This window comes from Streptococcus sp. SM3, assembly GCF_027497875.1.
Genome location: NZ_JAJNSA010000008.1, coordinates 1 through 18,054, shown reverse-complemented (window position 1 = coordinate 18,054; position 18,054 = coordinate 1). Strand labels below are relative to the sequence as shown.

Below are 18,054 nucleotides of genomic sequence, written 5' to 3'. Positions count from 1 at the left end.
AAAAGAACATTCTAAAATATTCGGAATTTAAAGTAAGGAAAAACATGGCTAATATTTTAAAAACAATTATCGAAAATGATAAAGGAGAAATCCGTCGTCTGGAAAAGATGGCTGACAAGGTTTTCAAATACGAAGACCAAATGGCTGCTTTGACTGACGACCAACTAAAAGCAAAAACAGTTGAATTTAAAGAACGTTATCAAAATGGAGAATCACTGGATTCATTGCTTTATGAAGCATTTGCGGTTGTCCGTGAAGGTGCCAAACGTGTCCTAGGTCTCTTCCCATATAAGGTTCAGGTCATGGGGGGAATCGTTCTTCACCATGGTGACGTGCCAGAGATGCGTACAGGGGAAGGAAAAACCTTGACTGCGACCATGCCGGTATACCTCAATGCCCTTTCAGGCAAAGGGGTTCACGTAGTTACGGTCAATGAATACCTGTCAGAACGTGACGCGACTGAGATGGGGGAATTGTACTCATGGCTTGGTTTGTCAGTAGGGATTAACTTGGCTGCCAAATCTCCAATGGAGAAAAAAGAAGCCTATGAGTGTGATATTACTTACTCAACCAACTCAGAAATCGGATTTGACTACCTTCGTGACAACATGGTCGTTCGTGCTGAAAACATGGTACAACGTCCGCTTAACTATGCTTTGGTCGATGAGGTTGACTCAATCTTGATTGACGAGGCACGTACACCTTTGATCGTATCAGGTGCTAACGCAGTTGAAACCAGTCAGTTGTATCACATGGCAGACCACTATGTAAAGTCTTTGGACAAAGACGACTATATTATCGATGTGCAGTCTAAGACTATTGGTTTGTCTGATTCAGGTATTGACAAGGCTGAAAGCTACTTCAAACTTGAAAACCTCTATGATATCGAAAACGTAGCTCTGACTCACTTTATCGATAACGCCCTTCGTGCCAACTACATCATGCTTCTCGATATTGACTATGTGGTGAGCGAAGAACAAGAGATTTTGATCGTTGACCAATTTACAGGTCGTACTATGGAAGGTCGTCGTTATTCTGATGGATTGCACCAAGCTATTGAAGCTAAAGAAGGTGTGCCAATCCAGGATGAAACCAAGACATCTGCCTCAATCACTTACCAAAACCTTTTCCGTATGTACAAGAAATTGTCTGGTATGACAGGTACAGGTAAGACTGAGGAAGAAGAATTCCGTGAAATCTACAACATTCGTGTTATTCCAATCCCAACAAACCGTCCTGTTCAACGTATTGACCACTCAGACCTTCTTTATGCAAGTATCGAGGCTAAGTTTAAGGCGGTTGTCGAAGACGTTAAGGCTCGTTACCAAAAAGGTCAGCCTGTCTTGGTTGGTACAGTAGCGGTTGAAACTAGTGATTACATTTCTAAGAAATTGGTCTCAGCTGGCGTTCCTCACGAAGTCTTGAATGCCAAAAACCACTATAAAGAAGCCCAAATCATTATGAATGCTGGTCAACGTGGTGCTGTTACCATCGCAACCAATATGGCCGGTCGTGGTACCGACATCAAGCTTGGTGAAGGGGTTCGCGAATTAGGTGGACTTTGTGTGATTGGTACAGAACGTCATGAAAGCCGTCGTATCGATAACCAGCTTCGTGGACGTTCAGGTCGTCAAGGAGACCCAGGTGAGTCACAATTCTACCTATCTCTTGAAGATGATTTGATGAAACGTTTTGGTTCTGAACGCTTGAAAGGAATTTTTGAACGTCTCAACATGTCTGAAGAGGCGATTGAGTCTCGTATGTTAACGCGTCAGGTTGAAGCAGCGCAAAAACGTGTCGAAGGAAATAACTATGATACCCGTAAACAAGTCCTTCAATACGATGATGTCATGCGTGAACAACGTGAGATTATCTATGCTCAACGTTACGACGTTATCACTGCAGACCGTGACTTGGCACCTGAAATTCACTCTATGATCAAACGCACGATTGGTCGTGTCGTTGATGGTCATGCACGTGCCAAGCAAGATGAAAAGCTTGAGGCAATTTTGAACTTTGCTAAGTACAACTTGCTTCCTGAAGATTCTATTACGATGGAAGACTTGTCAGGCTTGTCTGATAAGGCCATCAAGGAAGAGCTTTTCCAACGTGCCTTGCAAGTTTACGATAGTCAGGTTTCAAAACTACGCGATGAAGAAGCAGTTAAAGAATTCCAAAAAGTTTTGATTCTACGAGTGGTAGATAACAAGTGGACAGATCATATCGATGCCCTTGATCAATTGCGTAACGCGGTTGGACTTCGTGGCTATGCTCAGAACAACCCTGTTGTTGAGTATCAAGCAGAAGGTTTCCGTATGTTTAATGACATGATTGGTTCGATTGAGTTTGATGTGACACGTTTGATGATGAAAGCACAAATTCATGAACAAGAAAGACCACAAGCAGAACACCATATCAGTACAACAGCGACTCGCAATATCGCTGCCCACCAAGCAAATATGCCTGAAGATTTGGATTTGAGTCAGATTGGACGGAATGAACTTTGCCCATGTGGTTCTGGTAAGAAGTTTAAAAACTGTCACGGTAAAAGACAATAAAATGAGATAGTTTAGAGGCGGATACCTTGTGAAAAGTAAATTTTTACTTGGTATCCGTTTGCTTTATAAGGAGATGAGTTATGGTATTTACAGCAAAAAGTCCTAAAATTAATATTGAAGAAGTTCGTGCCTTATCAAAATTAGAAGGCCAAGCTTTGGAGAGAAAATCACAGCGCGATCAAGAGCTAGAAGCCATTATACGTGGAGAAGACCAGCGGATTCTCTTGGTAATTGGGCCATGCTCATCTGACAATGAAGAAGCTGTCCTTGAGTACGCTAAGCGTTTGGCAGCTTTGCAAGAAGAAGTAGCAGACCGTATCTTTATGGTTATGCGTGTTTATACTGCCAAACCTCGTACCAACGGAGATGGCTATAAGGGCTTGATTCACCAGCCTAACACAGCAGAAGCGCCTAGTCTTATCAACGGAATCAAAGCAGTTCGCCATCTTCACTATCGTGTCATTACGGAAACAGGTATGACGACAGCTGATGAAATGCTTTATCCTGAAAATCTACCGCTTGTGGATGATCTGATTTCTTACATGGCGGTTGGTGCCCGTTCGGTTGAAGACCAGCAACACCGCTTTGTAGCAAGTGGAGCAGATTTTGCGACTGGTTTTAAAAATCCAACTTCAGGAAATCTCAATGTCATGTTTAATGGGATTTATGCTGCTCAAAACAAACAAAGTTTCCTTTTCCTAGGAAAAGAAGTGGAAACAACTGGAAACCCGCTTTCGCACGCTATTCTTCGTGGAGCGACCAATGAGTATGGTAAGAATATTCCCAACTACTACTATGATAATTTGATGGATACTATTGCCCAGTATGAGAAAATGGGCTTGGAAAATCCTTTTATCATCGTCGATACCAATCATGACAATTCTGGTAAGCAATACATGGATCAGATTCGAATTGTCCGCCAGACCTTGATTAATCGTGATTGGAATGAAAAAATCAAGCAGTACGTTCGTGGCTTTATGATTGAGTCTTATCTGGAAGACGGCCGTCAAAACGAACCAGAAGTATTTGGCAAGTCTATCACAGACCCTTGTCTTGGCTGGGAAAATACGGAAGCCCTTGTCAGAGAAATCTATCAAACGCTAGGAGAATAAGATGGCATTTATTGAAAAAGGTCAAGAAATTGATATTGAAGCAATCAAGGCAGAAACCCAATTGTCTGCGGAAGCCTTGCGACTAAAGGAGCGTCGTGATAGAGAATTGGCAGACATTATTTCAGGAGAAGATGACAGAATTCTTTTGGTGATTGGTCCCTGCTCTTCTGACAATGAAGAGGCTGTCTTGGAATATGCCCGCCGTTTATCAGCCTTGCAGAAGAAGGTGGCGGACAAGATTTTCATGGTTATGCGTGTTTATACAGCTAAACCACGCACCAACGGAGACGGCTATAAAGGTTTGGTTCACCAACCAGATACCTCTAAGGCTCCAAGCCTGATTAACGGCTTGCAGGCTGTGCGCCAGTTGCACTACCGCGTGATTACAGAGACTGGTTTGACAACGGCAGATGAGATGCTTTATCCGTCAAATCTGGTCTTGGTAGATGATTTGGTCAGCTACCATGCTGTTGGGGCTCGTTCTGTGGAAGACCAAGAGCACCGCTTTGTGGCCTCAGGGATTGATGCACCGGTCGGGATGAAAAATCCAACCTCAGGAAATCTTGGAGTAATGTTTAACGGTATCTATGCCGCTCAAAACAAACAAACCTTCCTCTTCCATGGTCAAGAAGTTGAGACTTCAGGAAATCCTTTGGCCCACGTCATCCTTCGTGGAGCAGTTAATGAATATGGGAAAAATGAGCCTAACTTTTACTATGAAACTTTGCTAAATGCTATTGAACGCTATGAAGCCATGGGACTTGAAAATCCCTTTATCCTCATCGACACCAACCATGATAACTCAGGCAAGCAATATATGGAGCAGATTCGAGTGGTTCGTAAGACCTTGCAGAATCGTGATTGGAATGAGAAGATTAAAAAGACGGTTCGAGGCTTTATGATTGAATCTTACCTAGCAGATGGTCGTCAAAACCAACCAGAGGTCTTTGGTTGTTCTATTACTGATCCTTGCCTAGGTTGGGAAAATACAGAGGCCTTGGTAGAAGAAATCTATGCTACCTTGACAAAATAAGTGAAAAGGATGGAGTTGGGGAATCTCAACTCCTTTTGATGAGAATGATAGTTGGACACGGAATTGACATCGAAGAATTGGCTTCGATAGAAAGCGCAGTTACACGACATGAAGGATTTGCTAAGCGCGTTCTGACCGCTAAGGAAATGGAACGCTTCACCAGTCTTAAAGGGCGCAGGCAGATTGAATATTTGGCTGGTCGCTGGTCGGCTAAAGAAGCCTTTTCCAAGGCTATGGGAACGGGCATTGGCAAGCTCGGTTTTCAGGATTTGGAAGTCTTGAATAATGAACGCGGGGCGCCTTATTTTAGTCAGGCACCATTTTCAGGAAAGATTTGGCTGTCTATCAGCCATACAGATCAGTTTGTGACAGCCAGTGTCATTTTGGAGGAAAATCATGAAAGCTAGTCCACATAGACCAACCAAGGCTCTGATTCATCTGGGAGCTATTCGACAAAATATTCAGCAAATGGGTGCTCATATCCCTAAAGGAACGCTCAAGTGGGCTGTGGTCAAGGCCAATGCCTATGGGCATGGGGCTGTTGCTGTTGCGACGGCTATTCAAGATGATGTTGATGGCTTTTGCGTTTCTAATATTGATGAGGCCATTGAACTCAGACAGGCTGGACTGAGCAATCGAATCCTCATTTTAGGAGTTTCTGACATCGAAACTGTTGCTCTTGCTAAAGAATACGACATTACCTTGACAGTGGCTGGATTGGAGTGGATTCAATCACTCTTAGATAAGGAAACAGACCTAACTGGATTGACAGTCCACCTCAAGATTGACTCAGGGATGGGACGGATTGGATTTAGAGAGGCTAGTGAGGCTGATCAAGCTCAAGACTTGCTTCAACAACACGGTGCGCATGTTGAAGGGATTTTTACCCACTTTGCTACTGCAGATGAGGAATCAGATCACTACTTTAATGCCCAGTTAGAACGGTTTAAAACTATTTTGGAAAGTATGAAAGGTCTTCCAAAGCTGGTTCATGCCAGTAATTCGGCAACGACCCTTTGGCATGCAGAGACTATTTTCAATGCGGTCCGTATGGGAGATGCTATGTATGGTCTTAACCCTAGCGGAGAGGTCTTGGACTTGCCCTATGACTTGAAACCAGCCTTGACCTTGGAGTCTGCTATGGTCCATGTCAAGACAGTTCCAGCTGGAGCTTGTATGGGCTACGGAGCTACCTATCAGGCGGATAGCGAGCAAGTCATCGCGACGGTACCAATTGGCTATGCGGATGGATGGACACGAGACATGCAGAATTTTTCTGTCTTGGTAGAAGGCCAAGCTTGTCCAATCGTCGGTCGGGTTTCTATGGACCAAATCACCATTCGTCTGCCTAAGGTTTACCCACTTGGAACCAAGGTAACCTTGATTGGTTCTAACGGGGACAAGGAAATTACAGCTACTCAGGTAGCGACCTACCGTGGGACTATTAACTATGAGGTGGTTTGTCTTCTCAGCGACCGCATTCCGAGAGAATATTATTAGAAAAGAAAGGAGTGGAGCATGAATCTACATCAACCCTTGCATGTCTTACCTGGTGTGGGACCAAAGTCAGCAGAAAAATACGCCAAACTAGGAATTGAAAACTTGCAAGACCTCTTGCTCTACTTTCCTTTCCGATATGAAGATTTCAAGACCAAGCAGGTGCTGGAACTAGAAGACGGTGAAAAGGCGGTTCTTTCTGGTCAAGTCGTGACTCCTGCTAGTGTCCAGTACTATGGTTTCAAGCGTAATCGCCTACGCTTTAGCCTCAAGCAGGGAGAAGTCGTTTTTGCGGTGAATTTCTTTAACCAGCCCTATCTAGCAGATAAGATAGAGTTGGGAGCAACTCTTGCTGTCTTTGGAAAATGGGACCGCGCAAAGGCTAGTCTGACAGGAATGAAGGTCCTGGCTCAGGTGGAAGATGACCTCCAACCTGTCTATAGATTGGCTCAGGGAATCAGTCAGGCCAGTCTGGTCAAGGTCATCAAGACGGCTTTTGATCAGGGACTGGACCTCTTGATAGAAGAAAATCTTCCCCAGTCTTTGCTGGACAAATACAAACTCATGTCCCGTTGTCAGGCAGTCCGAGCTATGCATTTTCCTAAGGATTTGGCAGAATACAAGCAGGCCCTTCGCCGTATCAAGTTTGAAGAACTCTTTTATTTCCAAATGCAATTGCAGACGCTCAAGTCTGAAAATAGAGTTCAGGGAAGCGGTCTGGTTCTGAATTGGTCTCAGGAAAAAGTGACAGCTGTCAAAGAAAGCTTGCCTTTTGCCTTGACTCAAGCTCAGGAAAAGAGTTTGCAGGAAATTTTGATAGACATGAAGTCCGACCACCACATGAATCGACTCTTACAAGGAGATGTAGGAAGCGGGAAAACGGTAGTCGCTGGCTTGGCTATGTATGCAGCAGTGACGGCTGGCTACCAAGCAGCCCTTATGGTACCAACAGAAATCCTTGCAGAGCAACATTTTGAGAGTTTACAGAACCTCTTTCCAGACTTGAAACTGGCTCTCTTGACAGGTTCCTTGAAAGCTGCAGAAAAAAGAGAAGTCTTGGAAAACATAGCAAAGGGTGAGGCTGATTTGATTATCGGAACCCATGCTCTGATTCAGGATGGGGTGGATTATGCTCGTCTGGGCTTAATTATCATCGATGAGCAGCACCGCTTTGGTGTGGGGCAAAGGCGTATTCTGAGAGAAAAAGGCGACAATCCTGATGTCCTCATGATGACGGCGACTCCCATTCCACGAACGCTGGCCATCACAGCCTTTGGCGATATGGATGTTTCCATTATCGACCAGATGCCAGCAGGCCGGAAGCCTATTGTGACTCGCTGGATTAAGCATGAACAGCTGCCTCAGGTCTTGACTTGGCTAGAGAGAGAAATCCAAAAAGGTTCCCAAGCCTATGTCATCTCTCCCCTGATTGAAGAATCAGAAGCTCTGGATTTGAAAAATGCCATTGTATTGTCTGAGGAGCTGACAGCTCATTTTGCAGGTAAGGCAGAGGTAGCTCTGCTACATGGTAAGATGAAGAGTGACGAAAAAGACCAGATTATGCAGGAGTTCAAAGAGAGAAAGACGGATATTCTGGTTTCGACGACGGTTATCGAGGTCGGGGTCAATGTTCCCAATGCGACAGTTATGATTATCATGGATGCCGATCGCTTCGGTCTCAGCCAGCTTCACCAGCTCAGGGGTCGTGTCGGTCGGGGAGATAAGCAATCCTATGCTGTTCTCGTTGCCAATCCCAAGACTGATTCTGGGAAAGACCGCATGCGTATCATGACAGAAACCACTAATGGATTTGTCCTTGCGGAGGAAGATTTGAAAATGCGTGGTTCTGGTGAGATTTTTGGAACCAGACAGTCAGGACTTCCAGAATTTCAAGTGGCTGATATTATCGAAGATTTTCCGATTTTAGAAGAAGCCAGAAAGGTTGCTAGCTACATTAGTTCTATAGAAGGCTGGCAAGAGGATCCAGAGTGGCGCATGATTGCCCTTCATTTGGAAAAGAAAGAACATCTAGATTAAGCTTTCTCTAAGGAAATCTTATACTCAATGAAAATCAAAGAGCAAACTAGGAAGCTAGCCGCAAGCTGTACTTGAGTACGGTAAGGCGACGCTGACGTGGTTTGAATTTGATTTTCGAAGAGTATTAAGCTAGATTTCAGGTTTGCCCTTTATACTAGAGTCATCAAAAAGAAACGAGGACTCTCACATGACAGTAAGGATTAAAGTAAATTATCAAACCACTTTCCAGAAGAAAGAAGCAAAAAAATAAGACTGAATAGGAGAAGAAAGAGCGAAAGTGCTCTTTTTTGTTTTTGAAACTGCTTTCAGGCGATAGGTTTGAAGAAATAAAATCTAAATTCACTTTCTATATTATACTCAATGAAAATCAAAGAGCAAACTAGGAAACTAGCCGAAGGCTGTACTTGAGTACGACAAGGCGACGTTGACGTGGTTTGAATTTGATTTTCGAAGAGTATTACCCTTCTTTCTTGCATTGCTTTCTTAGATATGCTACAGTTGTGGTAGCGATTACAAAAATGAAGGAGCATGCTATGAAAAATCCAGCTTTGTTAGAAGACATCAAGACTTATAAAGGACGGGATGAGGTTCCAGAAGACTTTGATGCTTTCTGGGATGAGGAAGTGAAAAAAGTTTCCACTCTTCCAGCCTACCAGTTGGAGGAAAGAGATTTCCATATTTCTCAAGTCAAGTGCTATGAGCTCACTTTTGAAGGAAGCAAGGAAGGCAAGGTCTATGCACGCGTCGTTCTTCCAAAGAGTGAGGAGAAGGTTCCGATAATCTTCCATTTCCATGGTTATATGGGGCGTGGCTGGGACTGGGCTGACATGCTGGCCTATACTGTGGCTGGTTATGGTGTTGTTTCCATGGATGTGCGGGGGCAGTCAGGTTATTCGCAAGACGGTTTGCGTTCTCCTCTAGGAAATACAGTTAAAGGACATATCATCCGTGGGGCTGTGGAAGGTCGGGATCACCTCTTTTATAAGGATGTTTATCTGGATATTTACCAGTTGATCGAAATTGTTGCTAGTCTGTCTCAGGTTGATGAGAAGCGTCTTTCTAGCTATGGTGCCTCACAAGGAGGTGCTCTAGCTCTAGTTGCAGCAGCGCTCAATCCTCGAATTCAGAAAACAGTTGCCATTTATCCTTTCTTGTCTGACTTTAGACGAGTGCTTGAGATTGGGAATACCAGTGAGGCTTACGACGAACTTTTCCGTTATTTCAAGTTTCACGACCCCTTCCACGAAACTGAGGAGGAGATCATGGCGACCCTTGCTTATATCGATGTGAAAAATCTTGCCCATCGTATCAAGGGTGAGGTTAAGATGATTACGGGCTTGGACGATGATGTTTGCTATCCTATTACCCAGTTTGCGATTTACAACCGTCTCACCTGTGACAAGTCCTATCGTATCATGCCAGAGTATGCCCATGAAGCTATGAATGTTTTTGTCAATGACCAAGTTTACAACTGGCTATGTGGTAGTGAGATTTCTTTTAAGTATATAAAGTGATGAATGAGAGAGCCCAGTAGCTCTCTTTTTGTTATAAATGTTGAAAGTACTTTTAAAAATATTAAAATATTAAAATATTACTGAAAGTAAAATCTATTCTATCGCAAGCTCGAGATAAACCTATGACTTTATTGTATAATAAAGAAAAAGTCTCTAGGAAAGGAGTGAAAGAGCTACTATTTGGACTGCAGCTAGCTAAATATTGAAAGAGAGAAGGAGAGGAACTCTCGTTTATTAATTACTTTCTTGTGTTTTCCTATGGTGGGGAGTAAAAATTTTAAAACAAAAAGAAAGCGCTTTATTTTTGGTGATATGGAAAGGTAGAAAGATGAATCAGAAGAATTTTGACAGAAAACAAAGATATGGTATTCGTAAATTTGCAGTGGGTGTAGCCTCTGTAACCATTGGTGCAGTGGTGTTTGGAGTAAACCCTGTATTGGCAAATGAACAAGGAAACTCAACTGTAACCGCTGCTGAAAATAATAATCAAGGTTTATCAGAATTACCAAAAGAAGTTTCTTCAGGAAGTCTTGCAAATTTAGATAGTGAATTAGCTGGAAAATTGGCAACAGCGAAAGACAATGGTGTGGAAGTTGATCAGGATAAGTTGAAGAAAAATGAGAGTGCTGAAGCAGAGACAACCACTCCAACAAATACACCTGCAGCTGACAATACACCAGCTCCTGCTGATAAACCAGAAACAGATTCTGCAACTACAGAAGCAAGTAACAAGGAGCAAAATAAAGAAGAAGAGGGAGTACTTCCTCGAGATTATTATGCTAGAGACATCGCAAACGCAACTCCAGTAGTAGAAAAAGAAGATGTTGAAACAAATTCGGAAAATGGTCAGCGTGTAGACCTAGCTAGTGAATTAGACACATTGAAGAAACTTCAAAATGCGACCATCCATATGGAATTCAAGCCGGATGCCAAAGCTCCAGCATTTTATAATCTATTCTCAGTGTCTAGTGATAAGAAAAAAGATGAGTACTTCACAATGGCTGTTCTCAATAATACAGCATTAATTGAGGGGCGTGATGCAAATGGAGCACAATTTTATGATAAATATACGGATGCTCCATTACAAGTACGTCCTGGCCAGTGGAATTCAGTAACGTTCACAGTTGAAAAACCGACAGCAGAATTACCTCATGGTCGAGTGCGCCTCTACGTGAACGGGGTATTATCTCGAACAAGTCTGAAATCTGGTCATTTCATCAAAGATATGCCAGATGTAACACATGCTCAAATCGGAGCCACCAAGCGTGCTAGTAATACTGTTTGGGGATCCAATCTACAAGTTAGGAACCTGACTGTCTATGATCGTGCTTTAACACCAGATGAAGTTCAAACACGGAGTCAACTATTTGAAAGAGGTGATTTGGAAAAGAAACTTCCTGAAGGTGCGAAAATATCAGAGAAAGAAGATGTTTTTGAAGGCGGAATGCATAACCAACCAAATAAAGATGGGATCAAGAGTTATCGTATTCCTGCACTTCTTAAGACAGATAAAGGTACTCTGATTGCTGGTGCAGATGAGCGTCGTCTTCATTCAAGTGACTGGGGCGATATCGGCATGGTCGTCAGACGAAGTGAAGATAAGGGTAAAACATGGAGCGACCGAGTAACGATTACAAATTTAAGAGACAATCCAAAAGCCTCTGATCCATCAATCGGTTCACCAGTGAACATCGATATGGTTTTGGTTCAAGATCCTGAGACAAAACGAATTTTTTCTATCTATGATATGTTCCCAGAAGGGAAAGGAATCTTTGGAATGGCTGATCAAAGAGAAGAAGCCTATAAACAAATCGATGGCAAAACTTATCAAATTCTCTATAAAGAAGGCGAAGACGGCTCCTATACAATACGTGAAAATGGCACAGTTTATACCCCAGATGGGAAACCAACAGATTATCGTGTTGTTGTAGATCCGGTGAAACCATCTTATAGTGATAAGGGTGATTTATATCAAGGGGATCAACTATTAGGAAATATTTATTTCACAAGCAATAAAACGTCTCCATTTAGAGTCGCTAAAGATTCTTATCTATGGATGTCTTATAGTGATGATGATGGTAAGACTTGGTCAGCTCCTCAAGATATTACTCCGATGGTCAAAGCCGATTGGATGAAATTCTTAGGTGTGGGGCCTGGAGTGGGGATTACCCTTCGTACTGGACCACATAAAGGTCGAATCGTCGTTCCTGTCTATACGACCAACCGGGCTAATCACCTCAATGGTTCTCAATCATCTCGAATCATTTACTCAGACGACCATGGTAAGACTTGGCATATGGGTGGTGGTGTTAACGACCATCGTACACTTTATGATGGTACAGTAGTCGATTCAAGTACCATGAGCAATTATTATGCTCAAAATACGGAATCTTCTGTTGTTCAGTTAAACAATGGGGACCTCAAACTCTTTATGCGTGGTTTGACTGAAGATCTACAGGTTGCGACCAGTCATGATGGTGGTCTAACTTGGGACAATAACGTTGATCGCTATGATGTGCCAGATGTTTATGTTCAAATGGCCGCGACTCATACGGTTCAAAATGGTAAAGAGTATATTCTCTTGGCGAATGCGAACGGTCCAGGTCGTAAAAATGGTTATATTCGAGTGGCTCGTGTTGAAGAAGATGGCCAGTTAACTTGGCTGCACCATCATTTGATTCAGGAAGGTGAATATGCTTATAACTCTCTTCAACAAATTGGACCAGATGAATATGGACTTTTATATGAGCACCATGCTCCAGGGGGTGTTCCATATACACTTTCCTTCAAGAAATTCAACTGGGATTTCTTGACCAAGGAAAGAATTTCTCCTAAAGAAGCAAAAGTAAAATATGCTATTCAAAAATGGCCAGGTATTATTGCGATGGAGTTTGATTCGGAAGTATTGGTAAATAAGGCTCCAACCCTTCAGTTGGCAAATGGTAAAACGGCAACCTTCATGACTCAGTACGATCCCAAAACTCTCTTATTTACAGTGAATCCAGAGGACATGGGTCAAAGAATTACAGGTCTGGCAGAAGGTGCAATTGAAAGTATGCACAATTTACCAGTCTCTTTAGCTGGATCTAAATTAAGCGATGGTATAAATGGAAGTGAAGCTGCGATAAATGAAGTTCCAGAATTTACAGGTGGAGTTAATGGCGTTGAGGCTGCAATAACTGAAGAAGCTCCTGAATATACAGGTCCATTGGCAACAGTGGGAGAAGAACCAGCACCAACAGTAGAAAAAACAGAATTTACAGGTGGAGTTAATGGCGTTGAGGCTGCAGTAACTGAAGAAGCTCCTGAATATACAGGTCCATTGGCAACAGTGGGAGAAGAACCAGCACCAACAGTAGAAAAACCGGAGTTTACAGGTGGAGTGAATGGAGTAGAAGCTCTTGTAACAGAAATTCCTGAATACACGGGTCCCTTAGCAACAGTAGGAGAAGAACCAGCACCAACAGTAGAAAAACCGGAATTCAAAGGGGGCGTAAATTCAGTTCTAGCAGCTTCAAATGAGGTTCCGGAATATAGAGGTGGTGCTAACTTTGTCTTGGCAGCTTCAAATGAGGTTCCTGAATATACCGGAGGTGCTAATTTTGTCTTGGCAGCTTCAAATGACCTCCCTGAATATAAAGGCGGTGTCAATGGCGCTGAGGCAGCAATCCATGAAGTGCCAGAGTACAAGGGAGAAACCAAACCAGTCTTAGCAGCTGCAAACGAACGTCCAGCTAAGAAGTTATCTCTTGGACAAGGTGCTACTTATCAAGCACCAGCGGCTAAACAAAACGAGCTACCAAATACTGGAAGTAAAGAAAATACAACCTTTATTTCTCTAGGATTAGTGGCAGGTCTCTTATCTGTTTTGACATTTGGGAAGAAACGAAAAGAGGACTAGATTAGGTCTTGAATAAAATGAATTTAGCTCATCGTTAATGATAAAAGAGATGGCCCATTTGAAAGATGGCTATCTCTTTTTATCATTTTATAAGGTAAGTGAACAGAAAATAAGACGGAGCTGAAACTACTTTCAGAAACGGCTGTTCTATAAAATACTTTTGAAACTGAAATCTATTCTATTACAAAATATTGAAAGCGCTTAACAAATGGTATATAATGAACTCATAAGAACAAAGAAAAGGAGGAAAGAGGATGCCACAGATTACTAAAGAAGCCTTGATTGCACAAATCAAAGATGGAATCATCGTTTCTTGTCAGGCCCTTCCTCACGAACCGCTTTATACAGAAGCGGGAGGAGTCATTCCCTTGCTGGTCAAAGCGGCTGAGCAAGGTGGAGCAGTCGGTATTCGAGCAAATAGTGTTCGCGATATCAAGGAAATCAAGGAGGTTACCAACCTTCCAATCATTGGGATAATTAAACGAGATTATCCACCGCAAGAACCCTTCATCACTGCCACTATGAAAGAAGTTGATGAATTAGCAGAACTCGACATAGAAGTGATTGCTCTGGATTGTACCAAGCGTGAACGCTACGATGGTTTAGAGATTCAAGACTTTATTCGTCAGGTTAAGGAGAAATATCCTAACCAGCTCTTGATGGCTGATACAAGTATTTTCGAAGAAGGCCTAGCAGCTGTTGAAGCAGGAATTGACTTTGTCGGAACAACTTTATCAGGATACACATCTTACAGTCCAAAAGTGGATGGTCCCGATTTTGAATTAATCAAAAAACTCTGTGATGCTGGCGTGGATGTCATTGCAGAAGGAAAAATTCATACACCTGAACAAGCCAAACAAATCCTGGGATATGGAGTGCGAGGTATCGTTGTTGGTGGCGCTATTACTAGACCAAAAGAGATTACAGAACGCTTCGTTGCTGGTCTTAAATAACACAATTTAAAAGCAGAGGAGAGTGGTGAATGCGTCGGATGAAATAAAAACGTATACAAATGCAATCTTACTCATTATCCAATATGGATACGCTTATCAATTAGGAGAATACAAATGAAATTTAGAAAACTAGCTTGTACAGTACTTGCGGGTGCTGCGATTCTTGGCCTTGCTGCATGTGGTAACTCTGGTGGAAGTAAAGATGCTGGAAAATCTGGTAGCGATAGTGGAAAAACAGAAATCACTTGGTGGGCATTCCCAGTCTTCACTCAAGAAAAAACTGGTGACGGTGTTGGAACATATGAAAAATCAATCATCGAAGCGTTTGAAAAAGCAAATCCAGATGTAAAAGTGAAATTGGAAACCATTGACTTCAAGTCAGGTCCTGAAAAAATCACAACAGCTATCGAAGCTGGAACAGCTCCAGACGTTCTTTTTGATGCACCAGGACGTATCATCCAATACGGTAAAAATGGTAAATTGGCTGAGTTGAATGATCTCTTCACAGATGAATTCGTCAAAGATGTTAACAACGAAAACATTGTACAAGCAAGTAAAGCTGGAGACAAAGCTTACATGTATCCAATCAGTTCAGCACCATTCTACATGGCTATGAACAAGAAAATGTTGGAAGAAGCTGGAGTTGCAAACCTTGTAAAAGAAGGTTGGACAACTGATGATTTTGAAAAAGTTTTGAAAGCGCTTAAAGATAAAGGATATACACCAGGTTCATTGTTCAGTTCTGGTCAAGGGGGAGACCAAGGAACACGTGCCTTCATCTCAAACCTTTACGGCGGTTCTGTAACAGATAAAGATGTAACAAAATATACAACTGATGATCCTAAATTCGTCAAAGGTCTTGAAAAAGCAGCTAGCTGGATTAAAGACGGTTTGTTGAACAACGGTTCACAATTTGACGGTGGAGCAGATATCCAAAACTTTGCCAACGGTCAAACATCTTACACAATCCTTTGGGCACCATCTCAAAACGGTATCCAAGCTAAACTCTTGGAAGCAAGTAAAGTAGAAGTGGTAGAAGTACCATTCCCATCAGATTCAGGTAAACCAGCTCTTGAATACCTTGTAAACGGATTTGCAGTATTCAACAATAAAGACGAGAAGAAAGTTGCAGCATCTAAGAAATTCGTTCAATTCATCGCGGACGATAAAGAATGGGGTCCAAAAGACGTTGTTCGTACAGGTGCCTTCCCAGTTCGTACATCATTTGGCAAACTTTATGATGACAAACGTATGGAAACAATCAGTGGTTGGACTAAATACTACTCACCATACTACAACACTATTAATGGTTTTGCTGAAATGAGAACACTTTGGTTCCCAATGTTGCAATCTGTATCAAATGGTGACGAAAAACCAGCGGATGCTTTGAAAGCCTTCACTGAAAAAGCTAACGAAACAATTAAAAAAGCTACAAAACAATAAGCACTAATACTCAATGAAAATCAAAGAGCAAACTAGGAAGCTAGCCGCAGGCTGTACTTAAGTACGGCAAGGCAACGCTGACGTGGTTTGAATTCGATTTTCGAAGAGTATAAATCAGATTGATTCCTCCCTTTTCCCCGTGCATAGTCTATGTAAGAAAAGGGAGGATTTTGTTTGAAATGGTAGGAACTGTCACGAAATTAAAATGAAGTTCTTACATAAGCGAATCTTAAAAAATTTCATTTTGATTTTAAAACAGTTCAATAAAATCCAAAATATTCTATTAGTGAAAGAGAGGTGCCGACTGTGAAAGTCAATAAAATTCGTATGCGGGAAACAGTGATTTCCTACGCTTTCCTAGCACCAGTATTATTCTTCTTTGTCATCTTTGTATTGGCTCCTATGATTATGGGATTCATTACAAGTTTCTTTAACTACTCAATGACTAAATTTGAGTTTGTAGGCTTGGACAACTACATTCGCATGTTTAAAGACCCTGTCTTTATGAAGTCTTTGATCAATACCGTGATTCTGGTTATTGGATCTGTACCAGTTGTTGTTTTATTCTCACTCTTTGTAGCATCTCAGACCTATCATCAAAATGCCATTGCCCGTTCTTTCTATCGTTTCGTCTTCTTCCTTCCTGTAGTTACAGGTAGTGTTGCCGTAACGGTTGTATGGAAATGGATTTATGATCCACTATCAGGAATTCTAAACTTTGTCCTTAAGTCAAGCCACATCATCAGCCAAAACATTTCTTGGTTGGGAGATAAAAACTGGGCTTTGATGGCGATTATGATTATCCTTTTGACTACATCTGTTGGTCAGCCGATTATCCTTTATATCGCAGCTATGGGTAATATTGACAATTCATTGGTTGAAGCAGCGCGTGTTGATGGTGCGACTGAATTGCAAGTGTTCTGGAAGATTAAATGGCCTAGCCTCCTTCCAACAACACTTTATATCGCAATCATTACAACAATCAACTCATTCCAGTGTTTCGCCTTGATTCAGCTTTTGACTTCAGGTGGTCCAAACTACTCAACAAGTACACTTATGTACTACCTTTACGAAAAGGCCTTCCAATTGACAGAATACGGTTATGCAAACACTATCGGCGTCTTCTTGGCAGTTATGATTGCTATCGTAAGCTTTGTTCAATTTAAAGTACTTGGAAACGACGTAGAATACTAAAGAAAGGAGACAGCTATGCAATCTACACAAAAGAAACCTTTAACAGCTTTCACTGTTATTTCAACTATTATCTTGCTCTTGTTGACCGTGCTGTTCATCTTTCCATTCTACTGGATTCTGACAGGTGCCTTCAAGTCACAGCCTGATACCATTATGATTCCGCCACAATGGTTCCCTAAAATGCCAACCATGGAGAACTTCCAACAACTCATGGTGCAAAACCCTGCTATGCAGTGGATGTGGAACTCTGTGTTTATCTCATTGGTAACCATGTTCTTAGTTTGTGCGACCTCTTCTTTAGCAGGTTATGTATTGGCTAAAAAACGTTTCTATGGGCAACGCATTCTATTTGCAATCTTTATTGCAGCCATGGCACTTCCAAAACAAGTTGTCCTTGTACCATTGGTACGTATCGTCAACTTCATGGGAATCCATGATACTCTTTGGGCAGTTATCCTGCCTTTGATTGGATGGCCATTCGGGGTCTTCCTCATGAAACAATTTAGTGAAAATATCCCAACAGAGTTGCTTGAATCAGCTAAAATCGATGGTTGTGGTGAGATTCGTACTTTCTGGAGTGTAGCCTTTCCAATTGTGAAACCAGGATTTGCAGCCCTTGCAATCTTTACCTTCATCAACACTTGGAACGACTACTTCATGCAGTTGGTTATGTTGACTTCACGTAACAACTTGACTATCTCACTCGGTGTTGCGACTATGCAGGCTGAAATGGCAACCAACTATGGTTTGATTATGGCGGGTGCCGCTCTTGCAGCAGTTCCAATCGTAACAGTCTTCTTAGTCTTCCAAAA

General features: G+C 42.1%; 12 protein-coding genes. All 12 read left to right on the top strand.

All coding sequences use genetic code 11. The features are described 5' to 3' along the window. Positions 1–44: 44 nt before the first annotated feature. The gene (gene secA / locus PAN06_RS02575) at positions 45–2,558 is read left to right on the top strand and encodes a preprotein translocase subunit SecA (protein WP_269795520.1); all 2,514 of its coding nucleotides are present in this window, start codon (positions 45–47) and stop codon (positions 2,556–2,558) included. 80 nt (positions 2,559–2,638) lie between these two features. Continuing rightward, positions 2,639–3,670 carry a 3-deoxy-7-phosphoheptulonate synthase gene (locus PAN06_RS02570; RefSeq protein ID WP_261443615.1) on the top strand — a complete coding sequence of 344 codons (1,032 nt, stop codon included), beginning with the start codon at positions 2,639–2,641 and terminating at the stop codon, positions 3,668–3,670. 1 nt (position 3,671) lies between these two features. Beyond that, entirely contained in the window at positions 3,672–4,703 is a 1,032-nt protein-coding gene (locus PAN06_RS02565) for a 3-deoxy-7-phosphoheptulonate synthase (protein ID WP_049523943.1), read from the top strand. Positions 4,704–4,747: 44 nt separating this feature from the next. Then, positions 4,748–5,110 carry a holo-ACP synthase gene (gene acpS, locus PAN06_RS02560; RefSeq protein ID WP_000635005.1) on the top strand — a complete coding sequence of 121 codons (363 nt, stop codon included), beginning with the start codon at positions 4,748–4,750 and terminating at the stop codon, positions 5,108–5,110. Next, complete coding sequence (gene alr / locus PAN06_RS02555; protein ID WP_269795519.1) at positions 5,100–6,203, top strand: alanine racemase; 1,104 nt, start codon at positions 5,100–5,102, stop codon at positions 6,201–6,203. Before acpS ends, alr begins: the two co-directional genes overlap by 11 nt. Before the next feature lie 18 nt (positions 6,204–6,221). Then, the gene (gene recG, locus PAN06_RS02550; RefSeq protein WP_269795518.1) at positions 6,222–8,237 is read left to right on the top strand and encodes an ATP-dependent DNA helicase RecG; all 2,016 of its coding nucleotides are present in this window, start codon (positions 6,222–6,224) and stop codon (positions 8,235–8,237) included. A gap of 533 nt (positions 8,238–8,770) precedes the next feature. Next, positions 8,771–9,751: an acetylxylan esterase gene (locus tag PAN06_RS02545; RefSeq protein WP_269795517.1), complete on the top strand. Its 981-nt coding sequence runs from the start codon at positions 8,771–8,773 to the stop codon at positions 9,749–9,751. 328 nt (positions 9,752–10,079) lie between these two features. Beyond that, complete coding sequence (locus tag PAN06_RS02540; protein WP_269795516.1) at positions 10,080–13,652, top strand: SIALI-17 repeat-containing surface protein; 3,573 nt, start codon at positions 10,080–10,082, stop codon at positions 13,650–13,652. Between the two features lie 254 nt (positions 13,653–13,906). Then, positions 13,907–14,605, top strand: a complete 699-nt coding sequence (locus PAN06_RS02535) for an N-acetylmannosamine-6-phosphate 2-epimerase (protein ID WP_004261813.1) — start codon at positions 13,907–13,909, stop codon at positions 14,603–14,605. A 114-nt stretch (positions 14,606–14,719) separates the two neighbouring features. Continuing rightward, on the top strand, positions 14,720–16,048 hold the full coding sequence (locus tag PAN06_RS02530) for an ABC transporter substrate-binding protein (protein WP_004261815.1): 1,329 nt from the start codon (positions 14,720–14,722) through the stop codon (positions 16,046–16,048). A 327-nt stretch (positions 16,049–16,375) separates the two neighbouring features. Beyond that, positions 16,376–17,242 carry a sugar ABC transporter permease gene (locus PAN06_RS02525; protein WP_161683542.1) on the top strand — a complete coding sequence of 289 codons (867 nt, stop codon included), beginning with the start codon at positions 16,376–16,378 and terminating at the stop codon, positions 17,240–17,242. Positions 17,243–17,257: 15 nt separating this feature from the next. Next, positions 17,258–18,054, top strand: a 797-nt coding sequence (locus tag PAN06_RS02520) for a carbohydrate ABC transporter permease (protein WP_269795515.1), incomplete at its 3' end; no start/stop codon positions are given.

Coding starts and splice junctions, on each gene's coding strand:
- PAN06_RS02525 (WP_161683542.1), top strand. CDS start 16,376: ATGCGGGAAACAGTGATTTCCTACGCTTTCCTAGCACCAGTATTATTC.
- secA (WP_269795520.1), top strand. CDS start 45: ATGGCTAATATTTTAAAAACAATTATCGAAAATGATAAAGGAGAAATC.
- PAN06_RS02535 (WP_004261813.1), top strand. CDS start 13,907: ATGCCACAGATTACTAAAGAAGCCTTGATTGCACAAATCAAAGATGGA.
- PAN06_RS02545 (WP_269795517.1), top strand. CDS start 8,771: ATGAAAAATCCAGCTTTGTTAGAAGACATCAAGACTTATAAAGGACGG.
- PAN06_RS02570 (WP_261443615.1), top strand. CDS start 2,639: ATGGTATTTACAGCAAAAAGTCCTAAAATTAATATTGAAGAAGTTCGT.
- recG (WP_269795518.1), top strand. CDS start 6,222: ATGAATCTACATCAACCCTTGCATGTCTTACCTGGTGTGGGACCAAAG.
- alr (WP_269795519.1), top strand. CDS start 5,100: ATGAAAGCTAGTCCACATAGACCAACCAAGGCTCTGATTCATCTGGGA.
- PAN06_RS02565 (WP_049523943.1), top strand. CDS start 3,672: ATGGCATTTATTGAAAAAGGTCAAGAAATTGATATTGAAGCAATCAAG.
- PAN06_RS02540 (WP_269795516.1), top strand. CDS start 10,080: ATGAATCAGAAGAATTTTGACAGAAAACAAAGATATGGTATTCGTAAA.
- PAN06_RS02530 (WP_004261815.1), top strand. CDS start 14,720: ATGAAATTTAGAAAACTAGCTTGTACAGTACTTGCGGGTGCTGCGATT.
- acpS (WP_000635005.1), top strand. CDS start 4,748: ATGATAGTTGGACACGGAATTGACATCGAAGAATTGGCTTCGATAGAA.